The organism is Salmonella sp. SAL04213 (genome assembly GCF_046550535.1).
Taxonomy (GTDB): Bacteria; Pseudomonadota; Gammaproteobacteria; order Enterobacterales; family Enterobacteriaceae; genus Salmonella; species Salmonella enterica.
The window spans coordinates 23,351-48,763 of the sequence record NZ_JBGDXS010000016.1 but is presented as its reverse complement, the minus strand read 5'-3'; the positions used below and the strand labels follow the sequence as shown (position 1 = coordinate 48,763).

At 51.0% G+C, this 25,413-nt stretch carries 25 protein-coding genes; 16 read left to right on the top strand and 9 right to left on the bottom strand.

Annotated elements, in window-relative coordinates; translation table 11 throughout:
• Positions 1-363: 363 nt before the first annotated feature.
• Positions 364-1,200, bottom strand: a complete 837-nt coding sequence (gene fdhD / locus ACLJPQ_RS21965; protein ID WP_001059743.1) for a formate dehydrogenase accessory sulfurtransferase FdhD — start codon at positions 1,198-1,200, stop codon at positions 364-366.
• Between the two features lie 194 nt (positions 1,201-1,394).
• On the opposite strand from fdhD, the gene fdnG reads away from it, so the two are divergent.
• The 4 genes from fdnG to fdhE are packed head-to-tail and all read left to right on the top strand — an operon-like array spanning position 1,395 to position 6,918.
• Positions 1,395-4,445, top strand: coding sequence for a formate dehydrogenase-N subunit alpha (gene fdnG, locus ACLJPQ_RS21960; RefSeq protein ID WP_077248424.1), 3,051 nt, complete (start codon positions 1,395-1,397; stop codon positions 4,443-4,445).
• Between the two features lie 12 nt (positions 4,446-4,457).
• On the top strand, positions 4,458-5,360 hold the full coding sequence (gene fdxH, locus ACLJPQ_RS21955) for a formate dehydrogenase subunit beta (RefSeq protein ID WP_000331364.1): 903 nt from the start codon (positions 4,458-4,460) through the stop codon (positions 5,358-5,360).
• Positions 5,357-5,992, top strand: coding sequence for a formate dehydrogenase cytochrome b556 subunit (gene fdoI / locus ACLJPQ_RS21950; protein ID WP_000829025.1), 636 nt, complete (start codon positions 5,357-5,359; stop codon positions 5,990-5,992). The genes fdxH and fdoI overlap by 4 nt, the downstream gene beginning before the upstream one ends.
• The gene (gene fdhE / locus ACLJPQ_RS21945) at positions 5,989-6,918 is read left to right on the top strand and encodes a formate dehydrogenase accessory protein FdhE (protein ID WP_000027730.1); all 930 of its coding nucleotides are present in this window, start codon (positions 5,989-5,991) and stop codon (positions 6,916-6,918) included. The genes fdoI and fdhE overlap by 4 nt, the downstream gene beginning before the upstream one ends.
• 46 nt (positions 6,919-6,964) lie before the next feature.
• Here the strand turns inward: fdhE and ACLJPQ_RS21940 are convergent, their stop codons facing one another.
• Together ACLJPQ_RS21940 and ACLJPQ_RS21935 are read right to left on the bottom strand one after the other, a co-directional pair.
• A complete protein-coding gene (locus ACLJPQ_RS21940) occupies positions 6,965-7,255 on the bottom strand; it encodes a helix-turn-helix domain-containing protein (protein ID WP_000362050.1) in 291 nt (96 codons plus the stop codon).
• On the bottom strand, positions 7,256-7,567 hold the full coding sequence (locus ACLJPQ_RS21935) for a hypothetical protein (RefSeq protein ID WP_058821286.1): 312 nt from the start codon (positions 7,565-7,567) through the stop codon (positions 7,256-7,258).
• A 217-nt stretch (positions 7,568-7,784) separates the two neighbouring features.
• Here ACLJPQ_RS21935 and ACLJPQ_RS21930 point away from each other — a divergent pair, with 217 nt between their 5' ends.
• The 3 genes from ACLJPQ_RS21930 to ACLJPQ_RS21920 all read left to right on the top strand — a co-directional run bounded on the left by ACLJPQ_RS21930 (position 7,785) and on the right by ACLJPQ_RS21920 (position 9,554).
• Positions 7,785-8,714: an alpha/beta hydrolase gene (locus ACLJPQ_RS21930; protein ID WP_080185075.1), complete on the top strand. Its 930-nt coding sequence runs from the start codon at positions 7,785-7,787 to the stop codon at positions 8,712-8,714.
• An 85-nt stretch (positions 8,715-8,799) separates the two neighbouring features.
• Positions 8,800-9,111 (top strand): type II toxin-antitoxin system HigB family toxin, encoded by a 312-nt coding sequence (locus ACLJPQ_RS21925; protein WP_000558166.1) that lies wholly within the window; start codon positions 8,800-8,802, stop codon positions 9,109-9,111.
• Entirely contained in the window at positions 9,108-9,554 is a 447-nt protein-coding gene (locus ACLJPQ_RS21920; RefSeq protein WP_001259011.1) for a type II toxin-antitoxin system HigA family antitoxin, read from the top strand. Before ACLJPQ_RS21925 ends, ACLJPQ_RS21920 begins: the two co-directional genes overlap by 4 nt.
• A gap of 14 nt (positions 9,555-9,568) precedes the next feature.
• Here the strand turns inward: ACLJPQ_RS21920 and fabY are convergent, their stop codons facing one another.
• The 6 genes from fabY to ACLJPQ_RS21890 all read right to left on the bottom strand — a co-directional run bounded on the left by fabY (position 9,569) and on the right by ACLJPQ_RS21890 (position 14,375).
• Positions 9,569-10,510, bottom strand: coding sequence for a fatty acid biosynthesis protein FabY (gene fabY, locus ACLJPQ_RS21915; RefSeq protein ID WP_001518251.1), 942 nt, complete (start codon positions 10,508-10,510; stop codon positions 9,569-9,571).
• Positions 10,511-10,554: 44 nt separating this feature from the next.
• Complete coding sequence (gene dtd / locus ACLJPQ_RS21910) at positions 10,555-10,992, bottom strand: D-aminoacyl-tRNA deacylase (protein ID WP_000560969.1); 438 nt, start codon at positions 10,990-10,992, stop codon at positions 10,555-10,557.
• Positions 10,989-11,858: a virulence factor BrkB family protein gene (locus ACLJPQ_RS21905; RefSeq protein WP_023203606.1), complete on the bottom strand. Its 870-nt coding sequence runs from the start codon at positions 11,856-11,858 to the stop codon at positions 10,989-10,991. Before ACLJPQ_RS21905 ends, dtd begins: the two co-directional genes overlap by 4 nt.
• Positions 11,852-12,451, bottom strand: a complete 600-nt coding sequence (yihX, locus tag ACLJPQ_RS21900; protein WP_000965695.1) for a glucose-1-phosphatase — start codon at positions 12,449-12,451, stop codon at positions 11,852-11,854. The genes ACLJPQ_RS21905 and yihX overlap by 7 nt, the downstream gene beginning before the upstream one ends.
• A gap of 190 nt (positions 12,452-12,641) precedes the next feature.
• On the bottom strand, positions 12,642-13,445 hold the full coding sequence (locus ACLJPQ_RS21895; protein WP_000059693.1) for a DeoR/GlpR family DNA-binding transcription regulator: 804 nt from the start codon (positions 13,443-13,445) through the stop codon (positions 12,642-12,644).
• Positions 13,446-13,478: 33 nt separating this feature from the next.
• Positions 13,479-14,375 (bottom strand): sugar kinase, encoded by an 897-nt coding sequence (locus tag ACLJPQ_RS21890; RefSeq protein ID WP_001805206.1) that lies wholly within the window; start codon positions 14,373-14,375, stop codon positions 13,479-13,481.
• Positions 14,376-14,539: 164 nt separating this feature from the next.
• Between ACLJPQ_RS21890 and yihU the strand changes: the two genes are divergently transcribed.
• From yihU to ompL, 9 genes are all read left to right on the top strand, one after another.
• Complete coding sequence (gene yihU / locus ACLJPQ_RS21885; RefSeq protein ID WP_000268248.1) at positions 14,540-15,436, top strand: sulfolactaldehyde 3-reductase; 897 nt, start codon at positions 14,540-14,542, stop codon at positions 15,434-15,436.
• A gap of 22 nt (positions 15,437-15,458) precedes the next feature.
• The gene (yihT, locus tag ACLJPQ_RS21880; RefSeq protein WP_001067412.1) at positions 15,459-16,337 is read left to right on the top strand and encodes a sulfofructosephosphate aldolase; all 879 of its coding nucleotides are present in this window, start codon (positions 15,459-15,461) and stop codon (positions 16,335-16,337) included.
• Between the two features lie 15 nt (positions 16,338-16,352).
• Complete coding sequence (gene yihS, locus ACLJPQ_RS21875) at positions 16,353-17,594, top strand: sulfoquinovose isomerase (RefSeq protein WP_000870940.1); 1,242 nt, start codon at positions 16,353-16,355, stop codon at positions 17,592-17,594.
• 71 nt (positions 17,595-17,665) lie between these two features.
• Entirely contained in the window at positions 17,666-18,568 is a 903-nt protein-coding gene (locus ACLJPQ_RS21870; RefSeq protein WP_024131638.1) for an aldose-1-epimerase, read from the top strand.
• 88 nt (positions 18,569-18,656) lie between these two features.
• Positions 18,657-19,532: a sulfite exporter TauE/SafE family protein gene (locus tag ACLJPQ_RS21865; RefSeq protein ID WP_000345334.1), complete on the top strand. Its 876-nt coding sequence runs from the start codon at positions 18,657-18,659 to the stop codon at positions 19,530-19,532.
• A gap of 123 nt (positions 19,533-19,655) precedes the next feature.
• Positions 19,656-21,692, top strand: a complete 2,037-nt coding sequence (locus tag ACLJPQ_RS21860; protein ID WP_076933418.1) for an alpha-glucosidase — start codon at positions 19,656-19,658, stop codon at positions 21,690-21,692.
• Positions 21,693-21,737: 45 nt separating this feature from the next.
• Positions 21,738-23,120 (top strand): MFS transporter, encoded by a 1,383-nt coding sequence (locus ACLJPQ_RS21855; RefSeq protein WP_000084233.1) that lies wholly within the window; start codon positions 21,738-21,740, stop codon positions 23,118-23,120.
• A 45-nt stretch (positions 23,121-23,165) separates the two neighbouring features.
• Positions 23,166-24,584: an MFS transporter gene (locus tag ACLJPQ_RS21850; protein ID WP_001112785.1), complete on the top strand. Its 1,419-nt coding sequence runs from the start codon at positions 23,166-23,168 to the stop codon at positions 24,582-24,584.
• A gap of 67 nt (positions 24,585-24,651) precedes the next feature.
• Positions 24,652-25,344 carry a porin OmpL gene (gene ompL / locus ACLJPQ_RS21845; RefSeq protein ID WP_000838828.1) on the top strand — a complete coding sequence of 231 codons (693 nt, stop codon included), beginning with the start codon at positions 24,652-24,654 and terminating at the stop codon, positions 25,342-25,344.
• The last annotated feature ends 69 nt before the right edge of the window (positions 25,345-25,413 follow it).

Below are 25,413 nucleotides of genomic sequence, written 5' to 3'. Positions count from 1 at the left end.
GCTGATAGAAACAGAAGCCACTGGAGCACCTCAAAAACACCATCATACACTAAATCAGTAAGTTGGCAGCATCACCCGTGAGTTCTAAGCTTTTCACGCTGCAAATCGCGTGCATATGACCGCTGAACTGAGCAAATAAGTCGTTAGCGACTGCCGAAAGAGCGCCCCAGGGGCGCTTTTTTCGTTCGAAGTATTACCGGGTAGCAAGCGCCTCGTGAATGGCTGGAATAAGCTGCGGTCCAGCATAAAAACGATTAAAACCTGTATGGCCTCGCCACTATACGTGTATACGTGATTCCGTTATCAAGAGAGGCTGTAAAATTGAGAAAATATATATTTTACGCAAATGTAGAGGGTACTATTTTAGTCTGCGATTAACCGCTGCGGATGGGTATAAATCGTCGCCCGACCCGGCTTACAGAACCCCACCAGCGTAAGATTACACCGTTCAGCGACGTCAACCGCGAGCGTGGTAGCAGCAGAAACCGCAAACAAAATTTCCACACCGCACATCGCCGACTTCTGCACCATTTCGTAACTCGCACGACTGGAAACCAGCGCCGCGCCTTGCCGCCATTCCTCACCTTCCGTAGCGCGGCGGCCGAGCAGTTTATCCAGCGCAACGTGGCGTCCGACATCTTCATGGCCCCCCGCCAGTTCACCCGACGGCATGACCCACGCCGCAGCGTGCGTACAACCCGTCAGCTTACCCGTCGGTTGAAAATCATTCAGATGTTTTAACGCGCGATCAAGGTTACCGAGATTAAACGTTTGGCTAAACGGCAGCGGTTGCACCGGCTTACCAATGTCATTGAGCTGTTCCACGCCACACACGCCGCAACCGGTGCGTCCGGCCAGCGCGCGACGACGCGCTTTCAGCCCCATAAATCGACGGCTGGAAAGATCAATCTGCACTTCAAGTCCGTTACAGGACGGCACAACGTCCATGCCATAGATTTCACGCGGGCTGTCAATGATCCCTTCCGACAGAGAAAACCCCATTGCGAAATGCGTCAGATCTTTCGGAGAGGCCATCATAACGACATGCGAAATACCGTTATACACCAGTGCCACTGGCACTTCCTCGGCAACATCATCAAGTTGGGGGGACTGCAAATCCTCGCGTTTCCAGAGAGTCAACTGGCGTGAGGTTGTGAAATCAGTCACATTTAGGACTTCTTCAGACAGTATATTGTTCACTTTCTTTTAACCATATAAGAACACGCACACCAACATTATGGTATTCTGTTACAACTCCTCCCGGATGGAGGAAAATTTATCCAATTCTGAACCTTTGCGGGCCCGTCCGCAAAGAAAAATAACAACCACTCCCTGAGCGTTTCGGATAGAGAAATGTGAAAGAGAAGTGACAATGTCGAAACAAGGAGCAAACCATGCAGGTCAGCAGAAGGCAGTTCTTTAAGATCTGCGCTGGCGGTATGGCAGGCACCACGGCGGCGGCACTGGGCTTCGCGCCCGGCGTAGCGCTAGCGGAAACACGGCAATATAAACTGCTGCGCACCCGCGAAACCCGTAACACCTGCACCTACTGTTCCGTTGGCTGCGGGCTGTTGATGTACAGCCTCGGCGACGGTGCGAAAAACGCCAAAGCATCTATTTTCCATATCGAAGGGGACCCGGATCATCCGGTAAGCCGTGGCGCGCTGTGCCCGAAAGGGGCCGGTCTGGTGGACTTTATCCACTCTGAAAGCCGCCTGAAATTCCCGCAATACCGCGCGCCGGGCTCAGATAAGTGGCAACAGATCAGTTGGGAAGAAGCGTTTGACCGCATCGCTAAACTGATGAAGGAAGATCGCGACGCCAACTATCAGGCGCAGAACGCCGAAGGCGTTACCGTTAACCGCTGGCTCACCACTGGGATGCTGTGCGCTTCCGCATCCAGTAACGAGACGGGTTATTTAACGCAAAAATTCTCCCGCGCGCTGGGTATGCTCGCGGTCGACAACCAGGCGCGTGTCTGACACGGACCAACGGTAGCAAGTCTTGCTCCAACATTTGGTCGCGGTGCGATGACCAACCACTGGGTCGACATCAAGAACGCCAACCTCGTCGTGGTGATGGGCGGTAACGCCGCAGAAGCTCACCCGGTCGGGTTCCGCTGGGCGATGGAAGCCAAAATTCACAACGGCGCGAAGCTGATTGTGATCGATCCGCGCTTTACGCGTACCGCGTCGGTGGCCGATTTCTATGCGCCAATACGCTCTGGTACTGACATTGCCTTCTTGTCAGGCGTGATGCTGTATCTGCTGACCAACGAAAAATACAACCGTGAATACACCGAGGCCTATACCAATGCCAGCCTGATCGTGCGTGAAGATTTTGGCTTCGATGATGGTCTGTTCACCGGCTATGACGCAGACAAGCGGCAGTACGATAAAACCAGTTGGCACTATGAGCTGGACGAAAACGGTTTTGCCAAACGCGATACGACACTGCAACACCCGCGCTGTGTCTGGAATCTGTTGAAACAGCATGTCTCACGCTATACGCCGGACGTGGTAGAAAATATCTGCGGTACGCCGAAAGCGGACTTCCTGAAAGTGTGCGAGTACATTGCAGAAACCAGCGCAAAAGATAAAACCGCGTCGTTCCTGTACGCGCTGGGCTGGACGCAGCATTCCATCGGCGCGCAGAACATCCGTACTATGGCAATGATCCAGCTTCTGCTCGGTAACATGGGGATGGCGGGCGGCGGCGTTAACGCCCTGCGCGGTCACTCCAATATTCAGGGACTGACCGACTTAGGACTGCTGTCGCAAAGTCTGCCGGGCTACCTGACGCTGCCGAGCGAAAAACAGACCGACCTGCAAACCTATCTGGCTGCCAATACGCCGAAGCCATTGTTGAAGGATCAGGTCAACTACTGGGGCAACTATCCGAAATTCTTCGTCTCAATGATGAAGGCCTTCTTTGGTGATAAAGCGACAGCGGAAAATAGCTGGGGCTTCGACTGGCTACCGAAGTGGGACAAAGGCTACGACGTGTTGCAGTACTTCGAGATGATGAAACAGGGCAAGGTCAACGGCTATATCTGCCAGGGCTTTAACCCGGTGGCCTCATTCCCGAACAAAAACAAAGTGGTCGCGTCGCTTTCCAAACTGAAGTACCTGGTGACTATCGATCCGCTCAACACCGAAACGTCCACCTTCTGGCAAAACCACGGTGAGTCGAACGACGTTGATCCCGCAAAAATCCAGACCGAAGTGTTCCGTCTGCCTTCCACCTGTTTTGCCGAGGAAAATGGTTCCATCGTTAACTCCGGTCGCTGGTTACAGTGGCACTGGAAGGGCGCGGACGCCCCGGGAATTGCCATGACCGACGGCGAAATCCTCGCCGGTATCTTCTTACGCCTGCGTAAGATGTACTCTGAACAGGGCGGCGCCAACCCGGAACAGGTACTGAATATGACCTGGAACTACACCAAACCATACGAACCCGCCTCTGAAGAAGTGGCGATGGAAAGTAACGGTAAAGCGCTGGCCGATCTTATCGACCCGGCAACCGGCGCGGTGGTGGTGAAGAAAGGCCAACAACTCAGTTCGTTCGCGCAACTGCGCGATGACGGTACGACGTCCAGCGGCTGCTGGATTTTCGCCGGTAGCTGGACGCCGGAAGGCAATATGATGGCGCGTCGTGATAACGCCGACCCGTCTGGTCTCGGCAACACGCTGGGCTGGGCCTGGGCGTGGCCGCTCAACCGCCGCATCCTCTATAACCGCGCCTCCGCCGATCCGCAGGGTAATCCCTGGGACCCGAAACGTCAGCTACTGAAATGGGAAGGCGGAAAATGGGCCGGATGGGATATTCCGGACTACAGCGCCGCCGCGCCCGGCAGCGACGTCGGACCGTTTATCATGCAGCCGGAAGGGATGGGCCGCCTGTTTGCTATCGATAAGATGGCGGAAGGGCCGTTCCCGGAACACTACGAGCCGTTTGAAACGCCGCTGGGCACTAACCCGCTGCACCCGAACGTTATCTCTAACCCTGCCGCCCGTATCTTTAAAGACGATGCCGACGCGCTGGGTAAAGCGGATAAGTTCCCGTATGTCGGAACCACTTACCGTCTGACCGAGCACTTCCACTACTGGACCAAGCACGCGTTGCTTAACGCTATCGCCCAGCCGGAACAGTTTGTGGAAATTGGCGAGAAGCTGGCGAATAAGCTCGGTATCGCGCATGGCGATACCGTGAAGGTCTCCTCGAACCGCGGCTATATCAAAGCCAAAGCAGTGGTGACCAAGCGTATTCGCACGCTGAAAGCGGACGGCAAGGATATCGATACCATCGGTATTCCTATTCACTGGGGCTACGAAGGCGTGGCGAAAAAAGGCTTTATCGCCAATACGTTAACGCCTTTCGTCGGTGATGCGAACACGCAAACGCCGGAGTTTAAATCCTTCCTTGTGAACGTGGAAAAGGTGTAACGGAGACGACCTATGGCTTATCAATCGCAAGACATCATTCGTCGTTCCGCCACTAACGGTTTCACCCCCGCGCCCCAGGCGCGGGACCACCAGGAAGAGGTGGCGAAACTCATCGACGTCACCACCTGTATCGGCTGTAAAGCGTGTCAGGTGGCGTGCTCCGAGTGGAACGACATCCGTGATGAAGTGGGCAATAACGTCGGGGTGTATGACAACCCGGCTGATTTGACCGCGAAATCCTGGACGGTAATGCGCTTCTCGGAAGTGGAACAGAACGACAAACTGGAGTGGCTGATCCGTAAGGATGGCTGTATGCACTGCGCCGATCCCGGCTGCCTGAAGGCCTGTCCGGCGGAAGGGGCAATCATTCAGTACGCTAACGGTATTGTCGACTTCCAGTCCGAGCAGTGTATCGGCTGCGGCTACTGTATCGCTGGCTGCCCGTTCAACGTGCCGCGCCTCAACCCGGAAGACAACCGCGTCTATAAATGTACGCTGTGCGTTGACCGTGTGGTGGTCGGCCAGGAACCGGCCTGCGTGAAGACCTGTCCAACCGGCGCCATTCATTTTGGCTCGAAAGAGGATATGAAAACGCTGGCGGGCGAGCGGGTGGCGGAACTAAAAACCCGTGGTTATGACAACGCGGGTCTGTACGATCCGGCGGGCGTAGGCGGTACGCATGTCATGTACGTGCTGCATCATGCCGACAAGCCGAATCTGTATCACGGTCTGCCGGAAAACCCGGAAATCAGCGAAACCGTTAAGTTCTGGAAAGGCGTCTGGAAACCGCTCGCCGCGTTCGGTTTTGCCGCGACCTTTGCCGCCAGCGTCTTCCACTATGTCGGCGTCGGTCCGAACCGCGCGGAAGAGGAAGATGACAACCTGCATGAAGAGAAAGACGAGGTGCGCAAATGAAACGACGTGACACCATCGTGCGCTATACAGCGCCGGAACGCATCAACCACTGGATCGTCGCCTTCTGCTTCGTGCTGGCGGCGGTGAGCGGGCTGGGCTTTTTATTCCCATCCTTCAACTGGTTGATGCATATCCTGGGCACCCCACAACTGGCGCGAATTCTGCACCCGTTTGTGGGCGTGGTTATGTTTGCCTCGTTCATCATCATGTTTTTCCGTTATTGGCACCACAATCTAATCAATCGGGATGATATCTTTTGGGCGAAGAATATTCGTAAGATCGTCGTCAACGAGGAAGTGGGTGACACCGGGCGTTATAACTTCGGCCAGAAATGCGTATTCTGGGCGGCGATTATCTTCCTGGTGCTGCTGCTGGTGAGCGGGGTAATTATCTGGCGTCCGTACTTTGCGCCTGCTTTCTCAATCCCGGTGATCCGATTCGCGTTAATGTTGCATTCTTTTGCCGCAGTAGCGTTAATTGTGGTTATCATGGTGCATATCTACGCCGCCCTTTGGGTGAAAGGCACCATTACCGCGATGGTGGAAGGCTGGGTAACCCGGTCGTGGGCGAAGAAACATCACCCACGCTGGTACCGAGAAGTCCGCAAGACAACGGAAAAAGAAACTGAATGAGTATTCGCATAATCCCGCAAGATGAGCTGGGGTCGAGCGAGAAACGTACGGCGGATATGATTCCGCCGTTATTGTTCCCCCGACTCAAAAACGTCTACAACCGCCGCGCCGAACGTCTGCGCGAGCTGGCTGAAAATAACCCGCTGGGCGATTACCTGCGCTTTGCCGCGCTTATCGCGCACGCGCAGGAAGTGGTGCTGTACGATCATCCGCTGGAGATGGATCTGACCGCACGTATTAAAGAAGCGAACGACCAGGGCAAGCCGCCGCTGGATATCCACGTGTTGCCGCGTGATAAGCACTGGCAAAAACTGCTGCATTCGTTGATTGCCGAGCTAAAACCCGAGATGAGCGGCCCCGCGCTGGCGGTGATTGAGAACCTGGAGAAAGCCTCCGAGCAGGAGCTGGAGCAGATGGCCAGCGCGCTGTTTGCCTCGGATTTTGCCTCCGTCAGCAGCGATAAAGCCCCGTTTATCTGGGCCGCGCTCTCCCTTTACTGGGCGCAAATGGCCAGCTTGATTCCAGGCAAAGCCCGCGCGGAATACGGTGAAGCGCGCCAGTATTGCCCGGTGTGCGGTTCGATGCCGGTCTCCAGCATGGTGCAGATCGGCACCACGCAGGGGCTGCGTTATCTGCACTGTAACCTGTGCGAAACCGAATGGCATGTCGTGCGCGTAAAATGCAGTAACTGCGAACAGAGCCGCGACTTACACTACTGGTCGCTGGAAAATGAGCAGGCTGCGGTGAAAGCCGAAAGCTGCGGCGATTGCGGGACTTACCTGAAGATTCTCTATCAGGAAAAAGACCCGAAAGTGGAAGCCGTGGCCGACGACCTCGCCTCGCTGGTGCTGGACGCGCGCATGGAACAGGAGGGCTTCGCCCGCAGTTCCATCAACCCGTTCCTGTTCCCGGGGGAAGGGGAATAAGTTCTCTGGTATACCGGCTAGCAATCTACGTTAGCCGGATCATTGCTCAATAACGCAATGCTTGTATAACGTTTCTCGGGTCGTTGGCAATGGCGCGAAGTAACGCTTTGGCTGGCCCTGTCGGTGAACGTCTTCCTTGCTCCCAGTTGCGCAGCGTATCCACGTTGACCGAAATCAGCTCTGCAAACTTAGATTGCGACAACCCAGATGCCTGCCGTATTTCTTTAATCTTCATGGCATCAATATGAAAGGTACGAGAAGGTTCACGGGTCCCTTCAATGATTTCATTCATTTGAGACATACTTTGAGTTAATCGCTCAAATAACACTTTATCCATCTACCACCTCTCATTCAGCATACGAAGCACCGCTTTTTCCTGCGGCGTGAGATCATCTTTAATGCCTTTTTGATAAATCAGAAGCAAGCGAATCTCATACCGTTGACTACGGTGAAAATAGATAATTCGCACGCCACTACGCTTTCCTTTGCCTCGCGATCCCCAGCGCATTTTTCTCAGGCCGCCCGTTTCCTGAATGACATCACCACAATCTGGATGCTGAGCCATAAAAACCGGAAGCTTATGGTATTCATCATCATCGAGCAGTTTTTTAACATCTTCAGTAAAGAGTTCCGTTTCTATAAATTGCATATTCCATACGCCATTGGCTTATAGTAGTGAAAATAATCTATACGTCAATGGCGTATAGCATCATCATTTCACAGTACAAAAATTAAAAACCCAGCGCCAACCGCATTCCATTTTTTGCGAACCTCTATCCAGAATCATCATCCCCTCGTTTCACCACTTTCCATCCCCAACGAACCAGGTTATAAACTGTACATACATACAGTCAAAGGAGCGTTATATGCCACTGGAAAAAGGAATTGCCGAACTGGTCGCTGGGTTTATCGCCGCGGGCCGTCCCTCTTCACGAGAGCAGAATATTGATGACCGGAGAGCGGGCTATATTGCCAGCACAACGCTGGCGGGTGAGAAAGAAATTCGGGTGAGTTCGGAAGATATCGTGCTGGAAGGGATGACATTTCGCGTCGTTTCGCCGCCAAACGCATCCGGTTCTCTACCCTGTATCCTCTACTATCACGGCGGCTGTTTTGTTAGCGGCGGCTTTCTGACTCATGACCCCCAGCTACGGCAGCTGGCCTGGAAAAGCGGCTGTAAGGTGATTGCCATTCAGTATCGCCTTGCGCCAGAGCACACCTTCCCTGCGGCTCATGACGACGCTGAACGCGGGGCCAATATCGTCCATCAATACGCGGAGCAGTTAGGCATCGATCGTGAACGTATCACGCTTGCTGGCGACAGCGCAGGCGGGCATTTGGCATTGGTCAGCGCGCTACGCCTGAAATCCACCGCCCACTGGTCTCCGGCGAAGCTGCTGTTGATCTACCCGATGCTTGACGCTACCGCCAGTTTCCCCAGCTATGCCAGCAACGGGCAAGACTACATCATCACCCGCGACACACTACTATCAGGCTTCGAAATGTATCTCCACGGTACCGACCTCCGTCACCCGGAAGCCAGTCCGATATGGCGTGAAGATTTTGCCGGTTTACCGCCGGTGCATATCCTCACCGCAGAGTTCGACCCACTGCGTGATGAAGGCGAAGCGCTATATCACCGTCTGAACGACCAGGGCGTGGCGTGTACTTGCCAGCGCTATCTCGGTGTCATTCATGGCTTTTTCCAGCTCGGAGGCGTGAGCCAGGCGGCACGAAGCGCCATGCGAGATGTGGCCTGGCGTGTTGTAAGTCCATCAACAGGCAAAATGACCTAAAATTCAATTTTGTTTTCAACTTGAAAACTGGATAACGTTGCGCTAAATTGTTTTCAGGTTGAAAACTTTGTAATGGAACTACATTGTGCATGTTATCAGCCGAAAACCGTTCAATGAAGCGATGCTCATGTATCCAAACCATGAGCTTGCTCTCACTGAGTTGCTGAATGTTCTGGAGAAAAAAACATTCACTCAGCCTGAAGAGATGAAGCGGTATATTCCTTCACTGGATAATTTTAAGTACAGAGATAAATGGTGGGTGATTGATGTTTCTGGTAACAGCCTGAGACTCATTTCCTACATAGATTTCAGGTTACATAAGATATTTGTGAAACATATCGTTTCCCATGCCGAATATGACAAACTGACTGCATATTATCGGGGTAATAAAGAATGAGAACTCATCGTCAGATGGATGCAACCAGCGCAAAAAAGATCGTTGATACCTTCAGCGATGCGGTAAAAACCGTCCCACTGATGGGGGAAGACCGAAATGACAATGAGTATCGCAGGGCACTAGCGCTAGTGGAGTTTCTGGTCGACCACGACGATCTTGAAAACCCACTATTTGAATTGCTCTGTGCCCGAATCAGTGAATACGAAAAACATGCGCCGGAATTCAAAGCACTCAACCAACACCTGGAGAAAACGCCCCCTGGCGTTTCAGTATTGCGAACGCTCATGGATCAATACGGTCTCAAAGCAGCAGATCTTGCCAACGAACTTGGTTCTAAATCGAACGTCAGCAACATCTTAAATGGCCGCAGAGCACTAACGGTTAATCATATTAAAGCGCTTACACAACGCTTTAAACTACCAGCGGATGCCTTCATCGAGTAGTTGGATATGTCCAGCTACTCCTCCTCATTCCCGCCCTCTTCATACGGGCCGAACGGTTTCGCAGGTAGTACGATATAAATGCCTTCGAAAATTGCTCCGGCGGTCTCGCCGCCCAACAGTTCAACCTGCAACTGGACACGCGCTTTTTTACCCCGCGCCAGCCTGTCCAAATCACCGCTTAGCGACCCCAAATCAGCCACGGCGTTTGGCTTTCCGCTAATGGGTTTACTGTAGCGAATATGGGCGTCAGCAAGAATAATCGTCCCGCCAAGATGGCGTTCACGGAGCATCAGCCAGATAAGTCCCCATCCGGTCAGCGTCGCCAGGGAGAACAGGCTGCCGGCAAACACCGTGTGATGCGGATTTTGATTACCGGTTTCCGGCATCGTGGTGATAAATTTCTGCCCGGTGTACTGCTGAATGCGCACCCCCATCTTTTCACTCAATGGAATGTGTTCATACCAGGCCTGCTGAAGCTGCCCGCACCAGTCGCCGCGATGCAGGATATCATCCAGCGATGCTACCGGTTTAATCATTAGAAAATGGCGGATTGGCGTGGTTGTGGGCGTAGTAATCTCCCCCTGATTGACAAATCCGAGTTTGGCAAAGAACTCAACCGCATCTTCGCGCGCGCTGCAGGTGACGCGCTTAACGCCTTCCTGGCGGGCAACAGACTCCAGGGTCATCGCCATTAATGTCCCCAGCCCTTTATCCTGTACCGAGGGATGTACAGCCATAAAACGGATAGACGCCTCGTTATCTGCATTGATATAAAGGCGGCCCACTGCAACTAAATTTCCTTCTTCGTCCACCACCATTTGATGGTGCGCCAACGCATCCCAGCCATCCCGTTCCGACCCTTTCGGCTGGTGCAGCGGTTTACGCAGCATCTCCCAGCGAAACTGGTAGTAACGTTCTAATTCTTCTTCTGTTTGCGGAACTCGAAGGTGATACATAGCCGTACTCTCTCTTGTTATCCGCGGCCACGCCGGAAGCTGACTCATACCTGGAGCCAGAATGTCACGGGACCGTCATTAACCAGCTCAACCTGCATATCGGCAGCGAAGCGTCCGGTTTGCGTGTTTATCGCCTGCTGGCGGCAGCGTTCGACAAAATATTCATAAAGCGCCTGCGCGCGATCCGGCGCAGCCCCGCCGGAAAAGCTTGGTCGCATACCGCGCTCGGTATCTGCCGCCAGCGTAAACTGCGACACCACCAGCACGCTGCCGCCAGCCTGTTGTACATTCAGATTCATCTTGCCGTCAGCATCGCTGAAGATACGGTATCCCAGCACGCGCTCGCACAGACGATTCGCTTTTTGTTCGTCATCTTCTTTTTCGACACCCAATAACACCAAAAGTCCTGGGCCGATTTCACCCGTCACCTCGTCCTCCACGGTGACGCTGGCACGGGTTACGCGTTGAATTAATGCAATCATGGTTGGTCAGCTTCTTGTTCTGCGGCTTGTTTGAGTTTTCGGTATTCCCCGAGAGTGACAGTTATTTCTGCGCCAAGCAAGACTATACACCAGGTCCAGTATACCCAGACAAACAGGATAGGGATCACTGCCAGTACGCCATAAATGAGCTGATATGACGGGAACATGGTGATATAAAGCGCGAAACCTTTCTTTCCGGCCTCGAACAGCAACGCTGCGACAAACGCGCCGACAAGGGCGTCACGGTTCGGTACGCGAGTTGTTGGGACAATACTGTAAAGTAACCAGAATGAGATCCACGAGAGCAGCAGCGGAAGGATGCGCAATACATTGTCGATGACCGTATTCAGATCGCTGGCCCAGCGTAAAGAAAGCAGGTAGGAGCTGATCGCCAGGCTGGCGCCAGCGAGAAGCGGGCCGAGCGTGAGGATCATCCAGTACACCGCAAAAGAGTACACTTTTGGCCGTGTGCGTTTGCTGCGCCAGATAGTGTTTAAGGCGCTATCAATGGCGTACATCAACAGCAATGCCGTCACAATCAGTCCACAGGCGCCCACCGCCGTCATTTTGTTGGAGTTAGCGACAAACTGCTCAATATAGCGCTGAATCACGTCTCCGGTGGCTGGCATAAAGTTAGCAAAAATAAAATGGCGTAACTGAATGCTGACATCAGAAAACATTGGAAAAGCAGCGAAAAGGGCAAAAACGACGGCAATAAGCGGTACTAAGGAGAGTAATGAGACATAAGCGAGATTTCCCGCCAGAGTCGTCATATTATCCTCATCGATACGCTGCCATAATAGCTTGAGCCAGGCCCGAACAGGGCGCGTATGGCGTCCAGCTTTTTGGTGAACGGTTTTTAGCATAACAGCTTCGCGAAATAGTCAGGGATGGTGGCTTTATCCTTCACCAGAATGCTGGTGATCCCCAACTGGTTGGCCCCTTCTATATTATCGGCATTGTCGTCGAAAAAGACCGCATCGGCAGCGGAAAAACCTTCTTTCTGCAGGACGTGCTGATAAATACGCGCTTCCGGCTTACGCATTCCCAAATCCTGCGATAAATAGATATGGTCGGCGGCAGCGCGCACCTCCGGGTATTCCTCCGGCCAGAAGTGGGTATGCAGTCGGTTAGTATTGGATAGCACCACCACGCGATGCCCCTGCTCGCGCAGTTTATGCATGATAGCAATCACTTCGGGCCGTAATCCGACAAATACCGCCTGCCAGCCGTGCGCAAATTGTTCATAACTGAGCGATAACGCCATTTCATGACAGAAAGCTTCAGCAAACGCTTCGTCCGTTATCTCACCGCGTTCATGTTGGTGAAAAGTCTCGCCCATCGTAAATTTTTGCTTCAGCGAAGCCAGCGGTACTCGACTCAGATCGCTCCACACACCTAATACGCGGTTAAAGTCGATGTCGACAATCACATTACCTAAATCAAAGATGTAGAGCATGTCATTCTCCTTGCTAACCGGGGATGAATAACTGTAGCGGGAAAGGAGAAGTTTGACTATGTATCCCTTTATAAATCAATTAACAAAAAGACAATAGAAACGCAGACGATGTTCAATATCGCCTGCATCACAGCGCCGTTTTATTGGCTGGATAAAGCGCTGACGCGACCATCCGGCGCAAGGGCGCTTGTCACGCTGAAACGGCGTCGTCCAGCGAAGGACTCACCTGAACCACTTCGATTTGCTGGGATTGAAGTAAATTCTGTAATGCCGGACCGGGATACTCGTCCGTAAACAGAGCGGTAATCTGTGACACATTGCCGATCTCAACCGCCGCAGAAGCATGGTATTTCGTATGATCGGCGGCCAGCAGAATATGTCGCGAGTGGGCCATCATGGTTTTCACTACGCTGGCTTCGTTGACATCAAACTCCAGTAACGCGCCATCGCTCTCTATCGCGCCTACGCTGGTGACGAGATAGTCCGCCCGGAACCCCGCCACAAACGCCGCCGCGGATGGCCCGATAATGCCGCTATTATGCGGGCGCAGCGTGCCGCCAGGCACCATCACTTCAAAGCGAGGGTTATTATAAAGAATGTGCGCGACGCGCAGGCTATTGGTGATAATGCGCAGATGATTATGGTTGAGCAGCGCGCGCGCCACCTGCTCAACCGTCGTTCCAATCGTGATAAATATCGTGGAGCCATCCGGAATATAGTCAGCCACGGCTTCCGCAATAGCTTTTTTCTCTTGCGTCCAGGAGACCTCTCGCTGCTCAAAGGCGGTATTGACCACACTGGACGCTCTGCCGGCGCCGCCATGATGACGCGTAATCAGCCCCTGCTCGCTTAATTTACGAATATCGCGGCGAACCGTCTGGGTAGAGACCTCCAACAAACTGGCTAACTCATCGATATTCATATAGCCGCGCTCATCAATAAGCATTAACAGCCGATCGTGTCGCGGATTACCGGTCAGTTCGGTAAGACTCATGAGCATTCCTCTAAAAGCTTCCTACTGCTCATATTATACAAAAAGTGACAAGAAAGATCGGGTTTGCTCACAATCAGGGATACCCGCCCGGCCACCCGGGCGCGTACACTTCAGCGCGGCAACGCCGCTGGCGAATCTGACAGCCTCTTCGATGGCGTATCCGCTTGCCAGGCCAAATGCCAGTGCGCCATGAAAAACATCACCCGCGCCGGTAGTATCCACCACCTCCACGGTAAAACCCGGTTGGTGGCGCACCGCCGCTTTTTCCAACCAGTTGCAGCCTTCACTGCCTCGCGTGACATAGACATGTCCATTTGTGAGCATTTGTGCTTTTTTTAGCGCATCAATGGCTTCGCTCATCCCCGTCAGGCGTGCCAGCCCTGGCTCGGAGAAGGCGGCGTGGTCGCTTAACGCCACCAGCTCGCTAATATCCTGCGGCGTAATATCGCCATCAAGAACAGTCATGACGCCAGCCTGACGCGCCAGCGTAAACGCCTGTTTTGCGCCGTCATGCCAGCGCACATCCGCCAACACCACATCCCACTGCGAAAAATCGATCTCGTTAAGCCAGTCGGCGTCAGGTAATAAATCCGGGCTGGGATAATTAACGATAATCCGCTCTCCTTTGGCATCCACCATAATCGCTGACTGCGACGACATGGCCTGCGTGTAGCGGCGGGTATAGCGGGTATTTACCCCCAGGGATTCCAGTTCCGCCAGCAGGCTGTTTCCGGTGTCGTCATCGCCCACACGGCCAATAAAGTCCACCTGCGCGCCCAATTTCGCCGCAGCCACGGCAGCGGTCGCCGCAGGCCCGCCGCCCACTTCCGTATAGCGCTTCGCCACATATTTACCCCCTTCTGTCGGTAATCCTTCCACGTAATAGATGCGATCCATCACGGTAATACCTACACAAGCAATACGAACCATGGTCATTCCTCAAGCATTTTCGATGTGCTCATTTTAATTTCACGAAATGTTTAAAAAGTGACGGCTGTCAATTTTTTGACTATAAATTACAAATACGATCACAAACAGACAGAAAAATGCTCATTAATGACAAAAAATGACACCACCGTGTTCAGGAGAACGATATGGCAGTTATAGCATTTATCGGGTTGGGACAGATGGGCTCCCCTATGGCGAGCAATCTGCTAAAGCAGGGCCATCAACTCAGCGTCTTCGATGTTAATCCCGACGCCGTACAGCGTCTGGTAGACAAAGGCGCGCAACCTGCAAGCAGCCCGGCTCAGGCAACCATCGGCGCTGAATTTGTTATCACCATGCTCCCGAACGGCGATCTGGTTCGTTCCGTTTTGTTTGGCGAGCAAGGCGTTTGTGAAACCCTTTCCCGTGAAGCGCTGGTCATTGATATGTCCACTATTCATCCGTTGCAAACCGATAAGCTGATTGCCGACATGCAGAGCAAAGGGTTCAGCATGATGGATGTGCCGGTAGGCCGGACATCCGACAACGCGATTACCGGCACATTGTTGCTGCTGGCAGGCGGTACGGCGGAGCAAGTAGAGCGTGCTACCCCTGTTCTGATGGCGATGGGTAATGAGCTGGTCAACACCGGCGGCCCGGGAATGGGTATTCGCGTAAAACTGATCAACAACTACATGAGTATTGCGCTAAATGCGCTCTCCGCCGAAGCCGCCGTGCTGTGTGAAGCGCTGGGGCTTTCCTTCGACGTGGCTTTAAAAGTGATGAGCGGCACTGCCGCAGGCAAAGGGCATTTCACCACCACCTGGCCGAATAAAGTGATGAAAGGAGATCTGTCTCCCGCCTTCATGATCGATCTGGCGCACAAAGATCTTGGCATCGCGTTGGATGTCGCCAATCAACTGCACGTACCGATGCCGCTCGGCGCCGCCTCCCGTGAAGTTTATAACCTGGCGCGGGCCGCAGGCCGCGGTCGGGAAGACTGGAGCGCCATCCTGGAACAGGTGCGCATCAGCGCCGGGCTGACCGCCAACGTAAAAAAGTAACGACTGTATAAAGGAAAATTGAATGAACAACTACACCATCAAAGACATTACGCGAGCGTCCGGCGGGTTTGCCATGCTGGCTGTCGATCAGCGCGAGGCGATGCGTTTAATGTTTGCTGCTGCTGGTGCGAAAACACCCGTTGCCGATAGCGTGCTGACGGATTTCAAAGTGAATGCGGCGAAAATTCTTTCCCCGTATGCCTCTGCCGTTCTGCTGGATCAGCAGTTCTGTTATCGCCAGGCCGTAGAACAAAACGCGGTCGCTAAAAGCTGCGCCATGATCGTCGCGGCGGATGATTTCATCCCGGGCAACGGTATTCCCGTTGATAACGTGGTCATTGATAAAAAAATTAATGCGCAGGCGGTAAAACGGGATGGCGCGAAAGCCTTAAAACTGTTGGTGCTGTGGCGCAGCGACGAAGACGCGCAGCAGCGTCTGGATATGGTCAAAGAATTCAATGAATTATGCCACTCCAATGGTTTGCTGAGCATTATCGAACCGGTTGTACGTCCGCCGCGCTGCGGCGACAAGTTCGATCGCGAGCAGGCGATTATCGATGCGGCCAAAGAGCTGGGCGACAGCGGCGCTGATCTTTACAAAGTTGAAATGCCGCTCTACGGCAAAGGCGCGCGTTCCGATCTTCTTACCGCCTCACAACGCCTGAATGGGCATATCAATATGCCGTGGGTCATCCTCTCTTCCGGTGTGGACGAAAAACTGTTCCCTCGCGCAGTCAGGGTCGCCATGGAAGCTGGCGCATCCGGGTTCCTGGCGGGACGCGCGGTCTGGTCATCAGTGATTGGTCTACCGGATACCGAGCTGATGCTACGTGATGTTTCCGCGCCTAAATTGCAACGTTTAGGTGACATTGTCGATGAAATGATGGCTTGTCGCCGCTAATACGAGGATGAAAGAATGAAATGGTTTAACACATTGAGCCACAACCGCTGGCTGGAGCAGGAAACCGACCGCATCTTTAATTTCGGTAAAAACGCCGTGGTGCCGACAGGCTTCGGCTGGCTGGGAAATAAAGGGCAAATTAAAGAAGAGATGGGCACCCATCTTTGGATCACGGCGCGTATGTTGCACGTTTATTCCGTGGCGGCGTCGATGGGCCGACCGGGCGCTTATGATCTGGTTGATCACGGCATCAAAGCCATGAACGGCGCGCTGCGCGATAAAAAATACGGCGGCTGGTATGCCTGCGTTAACGATCAGGGCGTGGTGGATGCCTCTAAACAGGGTTATCAACACTTCTTCGCCTTGCTGGGCGCGGCCAGCGCCGTCACGACCGGGCACCCTGAAGCCAGGAAATTGCTGGATTACACCATAGAAGTGATTGAGAAATACTTCTGGAGTGAAGAAGAGCAGATGTGCCTGGAGTCCTGGGACGAAGCCTTTAGCAAAACCGAAGATTACCGTGGCGGTAACGCCAATATGCACGCCGTCGAAGCGTTCCTGATTGTTTATGACGTTACCCATGACAAAAAATGGCTGGATCGCGCTATCAGAATCGCATCAGTCATTATTCATGATGTAGCCAGAAATAATCATTACCGTGTTAATGAACATTTCGATTCACAGTGGAATCCTATCCGCGACTATAACAAAGAAAATCCAGCACACCGTTTCCGTGCATTTGGCGGTACTCCAGGTCATTGGATCGAATGGGGTCGCTTAATGCTGCATATCCACGCAGCACTGGAAGCCAGATGCGAACAACCCCCTGCATGGCTGCTGGAAGACGCGAAAGGTTTGTTCCACGCTACGGTACGTGATGCCTGGGCTCCAGATGGAGCAGACGGCATTGTGTATACCGTTGATTGGGAAGGGAAACCCGTTGTACGTGAACGTGTACGCTGGCCAATTGTAGAAGCGATGGGGACAGCCTATGCCCTCTATACCGTAACAGGGGATCGTCAATACGAAACCTGGTATCAAACATGGTGGGATTACTGCATTAAATACCTGATGGACTATGAAAATGGTTCCTGGTGGCAAGAATTGGATGCTGACAACAAGGTGACCACTAAAGTCTGGGACGGTAAGCAGGATATATACCATCTTCTGCACTGTCTGGTAATTCCACGCATCCCGCTCGCTCCAGGGCTGGCACCAGCCGTAGCAGCAGGTTTGTTAGATATCAATGCGAAATAAATAAGCCTGGTAACGACGGCATATCAGCAAATGAACATTGCATATGCCGTTGTTTAGTAAGGGTATCTAATATTAAGGTGATATGTATGCATAGTGGTGGGAATACGATATTACTCGCTGCAGGTGATTACCGGGCGCAAATAGTTTCAGTGGGTGCCGGTCTTGCCGAATTAACCTGGCAGGGCAAGCACCTGGTTATACCTCATAAACCAGAAGAGATGCCTCTTGCTCATCTTGGTAAGGTATTAATCCCTTGGCCAAATCGTATTGCCAATGGTATCTATCAGCATGATGGGCATGAGTATCAGTTGCCGATTAATGAACATGGCTCTAACGCCGCTATTCACGGCTTGCTTGCATGGAGAGACTGGCAAGTTGATGAATTAACAGCCACAAAAGCCTCGTTCTCCATATTTTTACCGCCAAGCTATGGCTACCCATTCGCATTGATTTCGCAGGTTATTTACTCACTGGACGCAACAACAGGGCTGTCCGTTGAAATAATTAGCCAAAATATCGGCGATAAACCAGCACCTTATGGCGTCGGTGTTCACCCCTATTTAACCTGTGACTTAGCACCTGTTGATGATTATACGCTGCAACTTCCTGCAAAAGAGGTTTTTGCTTTCGATACACAGTCTAACTCATCAACGTTACTACGCGTCGATGAGCTGAATCTGGACTATTCCATCCAACAAAAAATTGGTGATAAACGGATTGATCATACTTTCAAAACTTACAGCGAGCGATGGGAGGCGAAAATTATTAACCATCAACAGGAACTGGCTGTTAGTTTATGTTCCGATCAACCGTGGCTTCAGGTCTATAGTGGCGAAAAGTTGAATCGCCGGGGATTAGCTATCGAACCGATGAGTTGTCCGCCGAATGCCTTTAATTCTGGGATCGACTTACTATTACTTAAACCAAAACAACAGCATATATTGTTTTTTAATATTTGTGGTGAATGCATATAGTTCATGTATTTATTTGTGCAGGATACCTATTACCCTGACTTAAAACAGTCAAAGTAATATTTTAGAATTTGATAATGAAGGAATTATAATGGATTTCTTTAATTTATTTACACCTGATGGCGTGATGTTGGAACCTGGTGTTATATACACCGTTATCGCCTTAATGTTTCTTTATACATTCGTAGGAATATGTGCTGGCTTTGGTGGTGGATTGACTACCATGCCGCTCATAACCCTAATGCTACCTGTAAAAATGGCAACACCACTTTCTGTTATTGTCGGAACAGCGACCGCCATTTATGCCACATGGTTATCTCGTAAAGAAACGGACTGGCGATCGGCTGCCGTTCTTATCGGCTTCTCTTTTCTTGGCATTCCGGTAGGTTTATATGCACTTTCCTATCTACCTGATCACATAATGAAAATAGGATTGGGTGGTTTTCTTATTCTCTACTCATTCTACAGTATGTTTATTCCCCGTCTACCCATCTATGACAGACGTTGGATTGCTGCACCGTTAGGGGCGATAGCTGGGGCGCTAGGAGCGGCCTTTTCCACAAATGGACCGCCAGTTGTGATGTATGGAATGCTACGTAACCTTGGCCCAGCCGCTTTTCGCGGTACGCTGAATGCATTCTTTACGGCAAACAACATTGCAGTTGTCGGCGGCCTGGCAACCAGTGGAATATTAACAATTTCAACATTTAAACTGGTTATTTTCTGTATCCCTACCATGATACTCGGTTCCTTAGTCGGGCAATATGTTCATAAGCGTATTTCGGTAAAAGTATTCCGCGTTTTAGTATTTTTATTATTAATTGCTTCGGGTGCAATGTTAATAAAAGGTGCATTAGGTGTTTCAGCGGCTACTGCGCTTCTACCACCATTTGTACTGTTGGCAATATTACAAATACTTTTAGGCAAAAAAATTGCTGAGATTCGTAAAGTGGATGCCAGCAAATAATAAGTGCTTGCTTTGTTCAGGCGCTACTTCAAGAGTAGCGCATAACTATTTAAGGCTAATGAATAATAACGAATCATAAACAATCAGTATGCTCGCGTTCCTCAATTTCATGGAGAATATTTTATGAGCACGCAAAGTAAGCATTTATCCTCTGTCCTGATAGAAAAGAACATTGAGGGCTTTACGCTGACGTACCACCAGCGCCTGATTTTACGCCACAGCGCCGAAAAACCCTGTCTGTGGATTGGCGCGGGCGTTGCCGACATTGACATGTTCCGCGGCAACTTCAGCATCAAAGACAAACTTAACGAGAAGATTGCATTAACAGAGGCCACGGTCAGCGAGCTACCTGACGGCTGGCTGGTACAATTCAGCCGTGGCGCAACAATTAGCGCCACCCTTCGCATCTCCGCCGATGAGGCGGGACGCCTGAAGCTGGATCTGCAAAACGACGACCTGCACCATAACCGTATCTGGTTACGCCTCGCAGCTAATCCAGACGACCATATCTACGGCTGCGGCGAACAGTTCTCTTATTTCGATTTGCGCGGCAAGCCGTTCCCGCTGTGGACCAGCGAACAGGGCGTTGGCCGTAATAAAACCAGCTATGTCACCTGGCAGGCAGACTGTAAAGAGAACGCCGGCGGCGACTATTACTGGACCTTCTTCCCGCAACCGACCTTTGTCAGCACGCAGAAGTATTACTGCCACGTCGATAATAGCTGCTATATGAATTTCGACTTCAGCGCGCCGGAGTATCACGAACTGGCGCTGTGGGAAGATAAAACTACGCTGCGTTTTGAGTGTGCCGATACCTACATCGCCCTGCTGGAAAAACTGACTGCGCTGTTAGGCCGCCAGCCGGAGCTGCCGGACTGGGTTTACAACGGCGTCACGCTAGGCATTCAGGGCGGTACGGAAGTTTGCCAGCAAAAACTGGATACCATGCGCAACGCAGGCGTAAAAGTGAACGGTATTTGGGCGCAGGACTGGTCCGGTATCCGCATGACCTCCTTTGGCAAGCGCGTGATGTGGAACTGGAAGTGGAATAGCGACAACTATCCACAGCTGGATAGCCGGATCAAACAGTGGAAAGAAGAAGGCGTACAGTTCCTCTCTTATATCAACCCATACGTCGCCAGTGATAAAGACCTCTGCGCTGAGGCGGCGAAACACGGCTATCTGGCGAAAGACGCCACGGGCGGCGACTATCTGGTCGAGTTTGGCGAATTCTATGGCGGCGTGGTCGATCTGACCAATCCTGAAGCTTACGACTGGTTCAAAGACGTCATCAAAAAGAACATGATCGCGCTCGGCTGCAGCGGCTGGATGGCGGATTTCGGCGAATATCTGCCGACCGACACGTATCTGCACAACGGCGTCAGCGCCGAGATCATGCATAACGCCTGGCCTGCGCTGTGGGCGAAATGTAACTACGAAGCGCTACAGGAGACCGGCAAACTCGGCGAGATCCTGTTCTTTATGCGTGCGGGTTACACCGGCAGTCAGAAATATTCCACCATGATGTGGGCAGGCGACCAGAACGTTGACTGGAGCCTTGATGATGGTCTGGCCTCTGTAGTGCCTGCGGCATTGTCGCTGGCGATGACCGGCCATGGTCTGCATCACAGCGATATCGGCGGCTACACCACCCTGTTTGACATGAAACGCAGCAAAGAGTTGCTGCTGCGCTGGTGCGATTTCAGCGCCTTTACGCCGATGATGCGCACCCATGAAGGCAACCGCCCCGGCGATAACTGGCAGTTCGACGGCGACGCGGAAACTATTGCCCACTTTGCCCGCATGACCACCGTCTTTACCACCCTGAAACCGTATCTCAAGCAGGCGGTGGCGCAAAACGCGGCTACCGGTCTGCCGGTCATGCGTCCGCTATTCCTGCACTACGAGAACGATGCCACAACCTACACCCTGAAATATCAATATCTGCTCGGTCAGGATCTGCTGGTCGCGCCGGTTCACGAGCAGGGGCGTTGCGACTGGACGCTGTACCTGCCGGAAGATCACTGGGTGAATATCTGGACCGGCGAAGTTCACCACGGCGGTGAAATTACCGTGGATGCGCCCATTGGCAAGCCGCCGGTCTTCTATCGCGCGAAGAGCGAGTGGGCTTCACTTTTTGCTTCTTTACGGAATATCTAATACGGCTCGCCCGCAGGGAAACCTGCGGGCAGATGGAGAAAAATAATGAGTCAGACCTCTGCTGATCCGGCAACGCTACGCCTGCCGCTTAAAGAAAAAATAGCTTATGGCATAGGCGATCTGGGTTCCAATATTCTGCTGGATATTGGCACACTCTATTTGTTGAAATTCTACACAGATGTCCTCGGTCTTCCGGGAACCTATGGTGGGATTATTTTCTTAATCGCTAAATTCTTTACCGCATTTGCCGATATGGGCACTGGTATTGTGCTCGACTCGCGGCGAAAAATAGGACCGAAAGGTAAATTTCGCCCGTTCGTTCTGTATGGCTCATTCCCAGTAGCACTGCTGGCTACAGCCAACTTTATAGGAACACCGTTAGAAATTACGGGCAAAACGGTCGTCGCAACGCTGCTGTTTATGCTGTATGGATTATGCTACAGCCTAATGAACTGCTCTTATGGCGCGATGGTGCCAGCTATAACCAAAAATCCAAATGAACGTGCCTCGCTGGCAGCCTGGCGCCAGGGCGGATCCACCTTAGGCCTTCTCATTGGCACCGTTGCTTTTGTACCAGTAATGAATTTGATTGAAGGCAATCAACAATTGCAATATGGCGTAACCGCTGCTCTTTTCTCGTTATGCGGGCTGCTATTTATGTGGCTTTGCTATGCGGGTGTCAAAGAGCGTTATGTCGAGGTCAAACAGGCTGATTCCGCACAAAAAGCAGGAATTTTGCAATCCTTTCGCGCCATCGCCGGTAACCGCCCGTTGTTTATTCTGTGCGTCGCCAACCTTTGCACCCTTGCGGCATTTAATGTCAAACTGGCGATTCAGGTCTACTACACCCAGTACGTGCTGAACGATCCGATTCTGTTGTCCTATATGGGATTCTTCAGTATGGGTTGTATCTTCATCGGCGTATTTTTAATGCCTACCGCTGTACGCCGTTTTGGTAAGAAAAAAGTCTATATCGGCGGACTGCTAATTTGGGCCGTGGGTGATTTGCTTAACTACAGCTTCGGCGACAGTTCGGTGAGCTTCGTGGCCTTCTCCTGTCTGGCATTCTTTGGTTCAGCATTCGTCAACAGCCTGAACTGGGCGCTAGTCTCGGACACAGTGGAATATGGTGAATGGCGTACAGGTGTTCGTTCCGAAGGGACGGTTTATACCGGACTCACCTTCTTTCGCAAAATGTCCCAAGCGTTGGCTGGATTTTTTCCCGGATGGATGCTTACTCAAATTGGCTACATACCCAACGTGGTGCAATCAACCAGCACTGTTGAAGGATTACGTCAGTTGATCTTCATATATCCTTGTGCCCTCGCAGTGTTGGCCATGATTACAATGGGCTGTTTTTACAACCTCAACGAGAAAATGTACATACGTATCGTTGAGGAAATAGAAGCACGTAAACGTACTGCTTAACAATAATGATGACTGATGCCCTTCGGGGCGTTGTAAGGAGTGGTTATGCCTGACCATGATCCGCTAACGCTAAAACTAAGCTTGAGAGAAAAACTCGCTTACGGTGCGGGTGATATTGGCTCTAATCTAATGCTAAGCATTGGCACATTATATTTGCTCAAGTTTTACACAGATGAGCTAGGAATGCCTGCATATTATGGCGGGGTTATTTTCCTCATAGCAAAATTCTTTACTGCATTTACAGATATGCTAACCGGATTTCTTCTCGATTCTCAAAAAAACATTGGAATCAGAGGGAAATTTAGACCTTTCATTCTGTATGCAGCAGTACCATCAGCAATTATTGCGACAGTTCAGTTTATTGCTACAACATTTAGTCTGCCGATAAAGACCGCTATTGCTACCGGTCTATTTATGTTATTCGGACTGTTTTACAGTCTAATGAACTGTTCATATGGCGCTATGATCCCAGCAATAACAAAAAATCCAAATGAACGCGCACAACTGGCAGCTTTCCGGCAGGGAGGGGCAACAATAGGATTATTAATCTGTACGGTTGCTTTTATTCCACTTCAATCTTTATTCTCTACAACTACCATTGGTTATGGTTATGCAGCCTTAACTTTCTCTATCTTTGGTTTCATTTTTATTATGTTATGTTATAAAGGAACCAAAGAACATTACATTGAACCCCCATCGCCGGGACATAAGGCAAGCATCATCAAATCATTTTGTGCAATTTTTCACAACCCACCACTATTAGTTCTATGCATTGCAAATTTGTGTACACTAGCAGCATTTAATATCAAGCTCGCTATTCAGGTTTATTATACCCAATATGTACTAAATGACATTAACCTATTATCCTGGATGGGTTTTTTTAGTATGGGCTGTGTAATTATTGGTGTTTTGTTAGTTCCCTGGACCGTAAAATGCTTTGGCAAGAAACGCGTGTATTTAGCAGGTATGCTTTTATGGGCCGCGGGCGATGTTTTAAATTATTTTTGGGGTTATAACTCCTTTTATTTTGTTATTTTCTCTTGTATCGCCTTCTTCGGTACCGCTTTCGTCAACAGCCTGAACTGGGCGCTGGTTCCGGATACGGTTGACTACGGTGAATGGAAAACGGGTATTCGCGCTGAAGGCTCGGTGTATACGGGTTATACCTTTTCCCGCAAAATTTCCGCTGCGCTTGCTGGCTTTTTGCCAGGTATTATGCTGACGCAAATCGGTTATATCCCCAACATAGCTCAAAGTGACACCACGTTGCTTGGTTTGCGTCAGCTCATTTTTTTATGGCCTTGCGGTCTTGCCATTATCGCAGCACTAACGATGGGCTTTTTTTATAAGCTCAATGAACAACGTTTCGCTTTTATTATCGAGGAAATTGCCCAACGAAAGAAAACAGGTAATCAAATTGTCGCGACTAATAATAAACAAAGTATTTCTACTGTAAATAATTAAACGACGCTTGCCGCTTTATCCATCCCGATGGATGGCGGCTTCCCTATATTTGAAAAATGGATTTATTATGAAATCTCTGAATACTCTAGTGATATTAACTTCTGTAATATCCACCTCTGTTTTTGCTGGCGCTTATGTAGAAAACCGTGAGGCCTATAACCTGGCGTCTGACCAAATGGAGTTTATGCTGCGCGTCGGCTATAACTCCGATATGGGGGCCGGAATTATGTTGACCAATACCTATACGCTACAGCGTGATGATGAATTAAAGCACGGTTATAATGAGATTGAGGGCTGGTATCCATTATTTAAACCTACAGATAAATTAACCATCCAGCCTGGGGGGTTAATAAACGACAAAAGCATTGGTTCCGGCGGCGCCGTCTATCTGGATGTTAACTATAAATTTACCCCGTGGTTTAATCTTACGGTACGTAACCGATATAATCACAATAATTATAGTTCAACCGATTTGAATGGCGAACTGGATAATAATGACAGCTATGAAATCGGTAACTATTGGAATTTTATCATTACCGATAAATTTTCTTATACCTTTGAACCACACTATTTTTATAACGTTAATGATTTTAATAGTAGTAATGGTACGAAGCATCATTGGGAAATCACCAATACCTTCCGTTATCGTATCAATGAACACTGGTTGCCCTATTTTGAATTACGCTGGTTAGATCGTAACGTGGGCCCCTACCATAGAGAGCAAAACCAGATTCGTATCGGGGCGAAGTATTTCTTCTGATATTATCGCCTCTATTTTTCGAATCTGCATCACAGCGGGTAGTTGTTCTGCCCGCTCACTCATCCTGAA

Coding starts and splice junctions, on each gene's coding strand:
- ACLJPQ_RS21905 (WP_023203606.1), bottom strand. CDS start 11,858: ATGCTAAAAACCGTTCACCAAAAAGCTGGACGCCATACGCGCCCTGTT.
- ACLJPQ_RS21890 (WP_001805206.1), bottom strand. CDS start 14,375: ATGGTTCGTATTGCTTGTGTAGGTATTACCGTGATGGATCGCATCTAT.
- ACLJPQ_RS21895 (WP_000059693.1), bottom strand. CDS start 13,445: ATGAGTCTTACCGAACTGACCGGTAATCCGCGACACGATCGGCTGTTA.
- ACLJPQ_RS21920 (WP_001259011.1), top strand. CDS start 9,108: ATGAGAACTCATCGTCAGATGGATGCAACCAGCGCAAAAAAGATCGTT.
- yihS (WP_000870940.1), top strand. CDS start 16,353: ATGAAATGGTTTAACACATTGAGCCACAACCGCTGGCTGGAGCAGGAA.
- yihU (WP_000268248.1), top strand. CDS start 14,540: ATGGCAGTTATAGCATTTATCGGGTTGGGACAGATGGGCTCCCCTATG.
- ACLJPQ_RS21940 (WP_000362050.1), bottom strand. CDS start 7,255: ATGGATAAAGTGTTATTTGAGCGATTAACTCAAAGTATGTCTCAAATG.
- yihT (WP_001067412.1), top strand. CDS start 15,459: ATGAACAACTACACCATCAAAGACATTACGCGAGCGTCCGGCGGGTTT.
- ACLJPQ_RS21850 (WP_001112785.1), top strand. CDS start 23,166: ATGCCTGACCATGATCCGCTAACGCTAAAACTAAGCTTGAGAGAAAAA.
- fabY (WP_001518251.1), bottom strand. CDS start 10,510: ATGTATCACCTTCGAGTTCCGCAAACAGAAGAAGAATTAGAACGTTAC.
- ACLJPQ_RS21865 (WP_000345334.1), top strand. CDS start 18,657: ATGGATTTCTTTAATTTATTTACACCTGATGGCGTGATGTTGGAACCT.
- fdxH (WP_000331364.1), top strand. CDS start 4,458: ATGGCTTATCAATCGCAAGACATCATTCGTCGTTCCGCCACTAACGGT.
- dtd (WP_000560969.1), bottom strand. CDS start 10,992: ATGATTGCATTAATTCAACGCGTAACCCGTGCCAGCGTCACCGTGGAG.
- fdhE (WP_000027730.1), top strand. CDS start 5,989: ATGAGTATTCGCATAATCCCGCAAGATGAGCTGGGGTCGAGCGAGAAA.
- ACLJPQ_RS21855 (WP_000084233.1), top strand. CDS start 21,738: ATGAGTCAGACCTCTGCTGATCCGGCAACGCTACGCCTGCCGCTTAAA.
- ACLJPQ_RS21930 (WP_080185075.1), top strand. CDS start 7,785: ATGCCACTGGAAAAAGGAATTGCCGAACTGGTCGCTGGGTTTATCGCC.
- yihX (WP_000965695.1), bottom strand. CDS start 12,451: ATGCTCTACATCTTTGATTTAGGTAATGTGATTGTCGACATCGACTTT.
- ompL (WP_000838828.1), top strand. CDS start 24,652: ATGAAATCTCTGAATACTCTAGTGATATTAACTTCTGTAATATCCACC.
- ACLJPQ_RS21860 (WP_076933418.1), top strand. CDS start 19,656: ATGAGCACGCAAAGTAAGCATTTATCCTCTGTCCTGATAGAAAAGAAC.
- fdoI (WP_000829025.1), top strand. CDS start 5,357: ATGAAACGACGTGACACCATCGTGCGCTATACAGCGCCGGAACGCATC.
- ACLJPQ_RS21935 (WP_058821286.1), bottom strand. CDS start 7,567: ATGCAATTTATAGAAACGGAACTCTTTACTGAAGATGTTAAAAAACTG.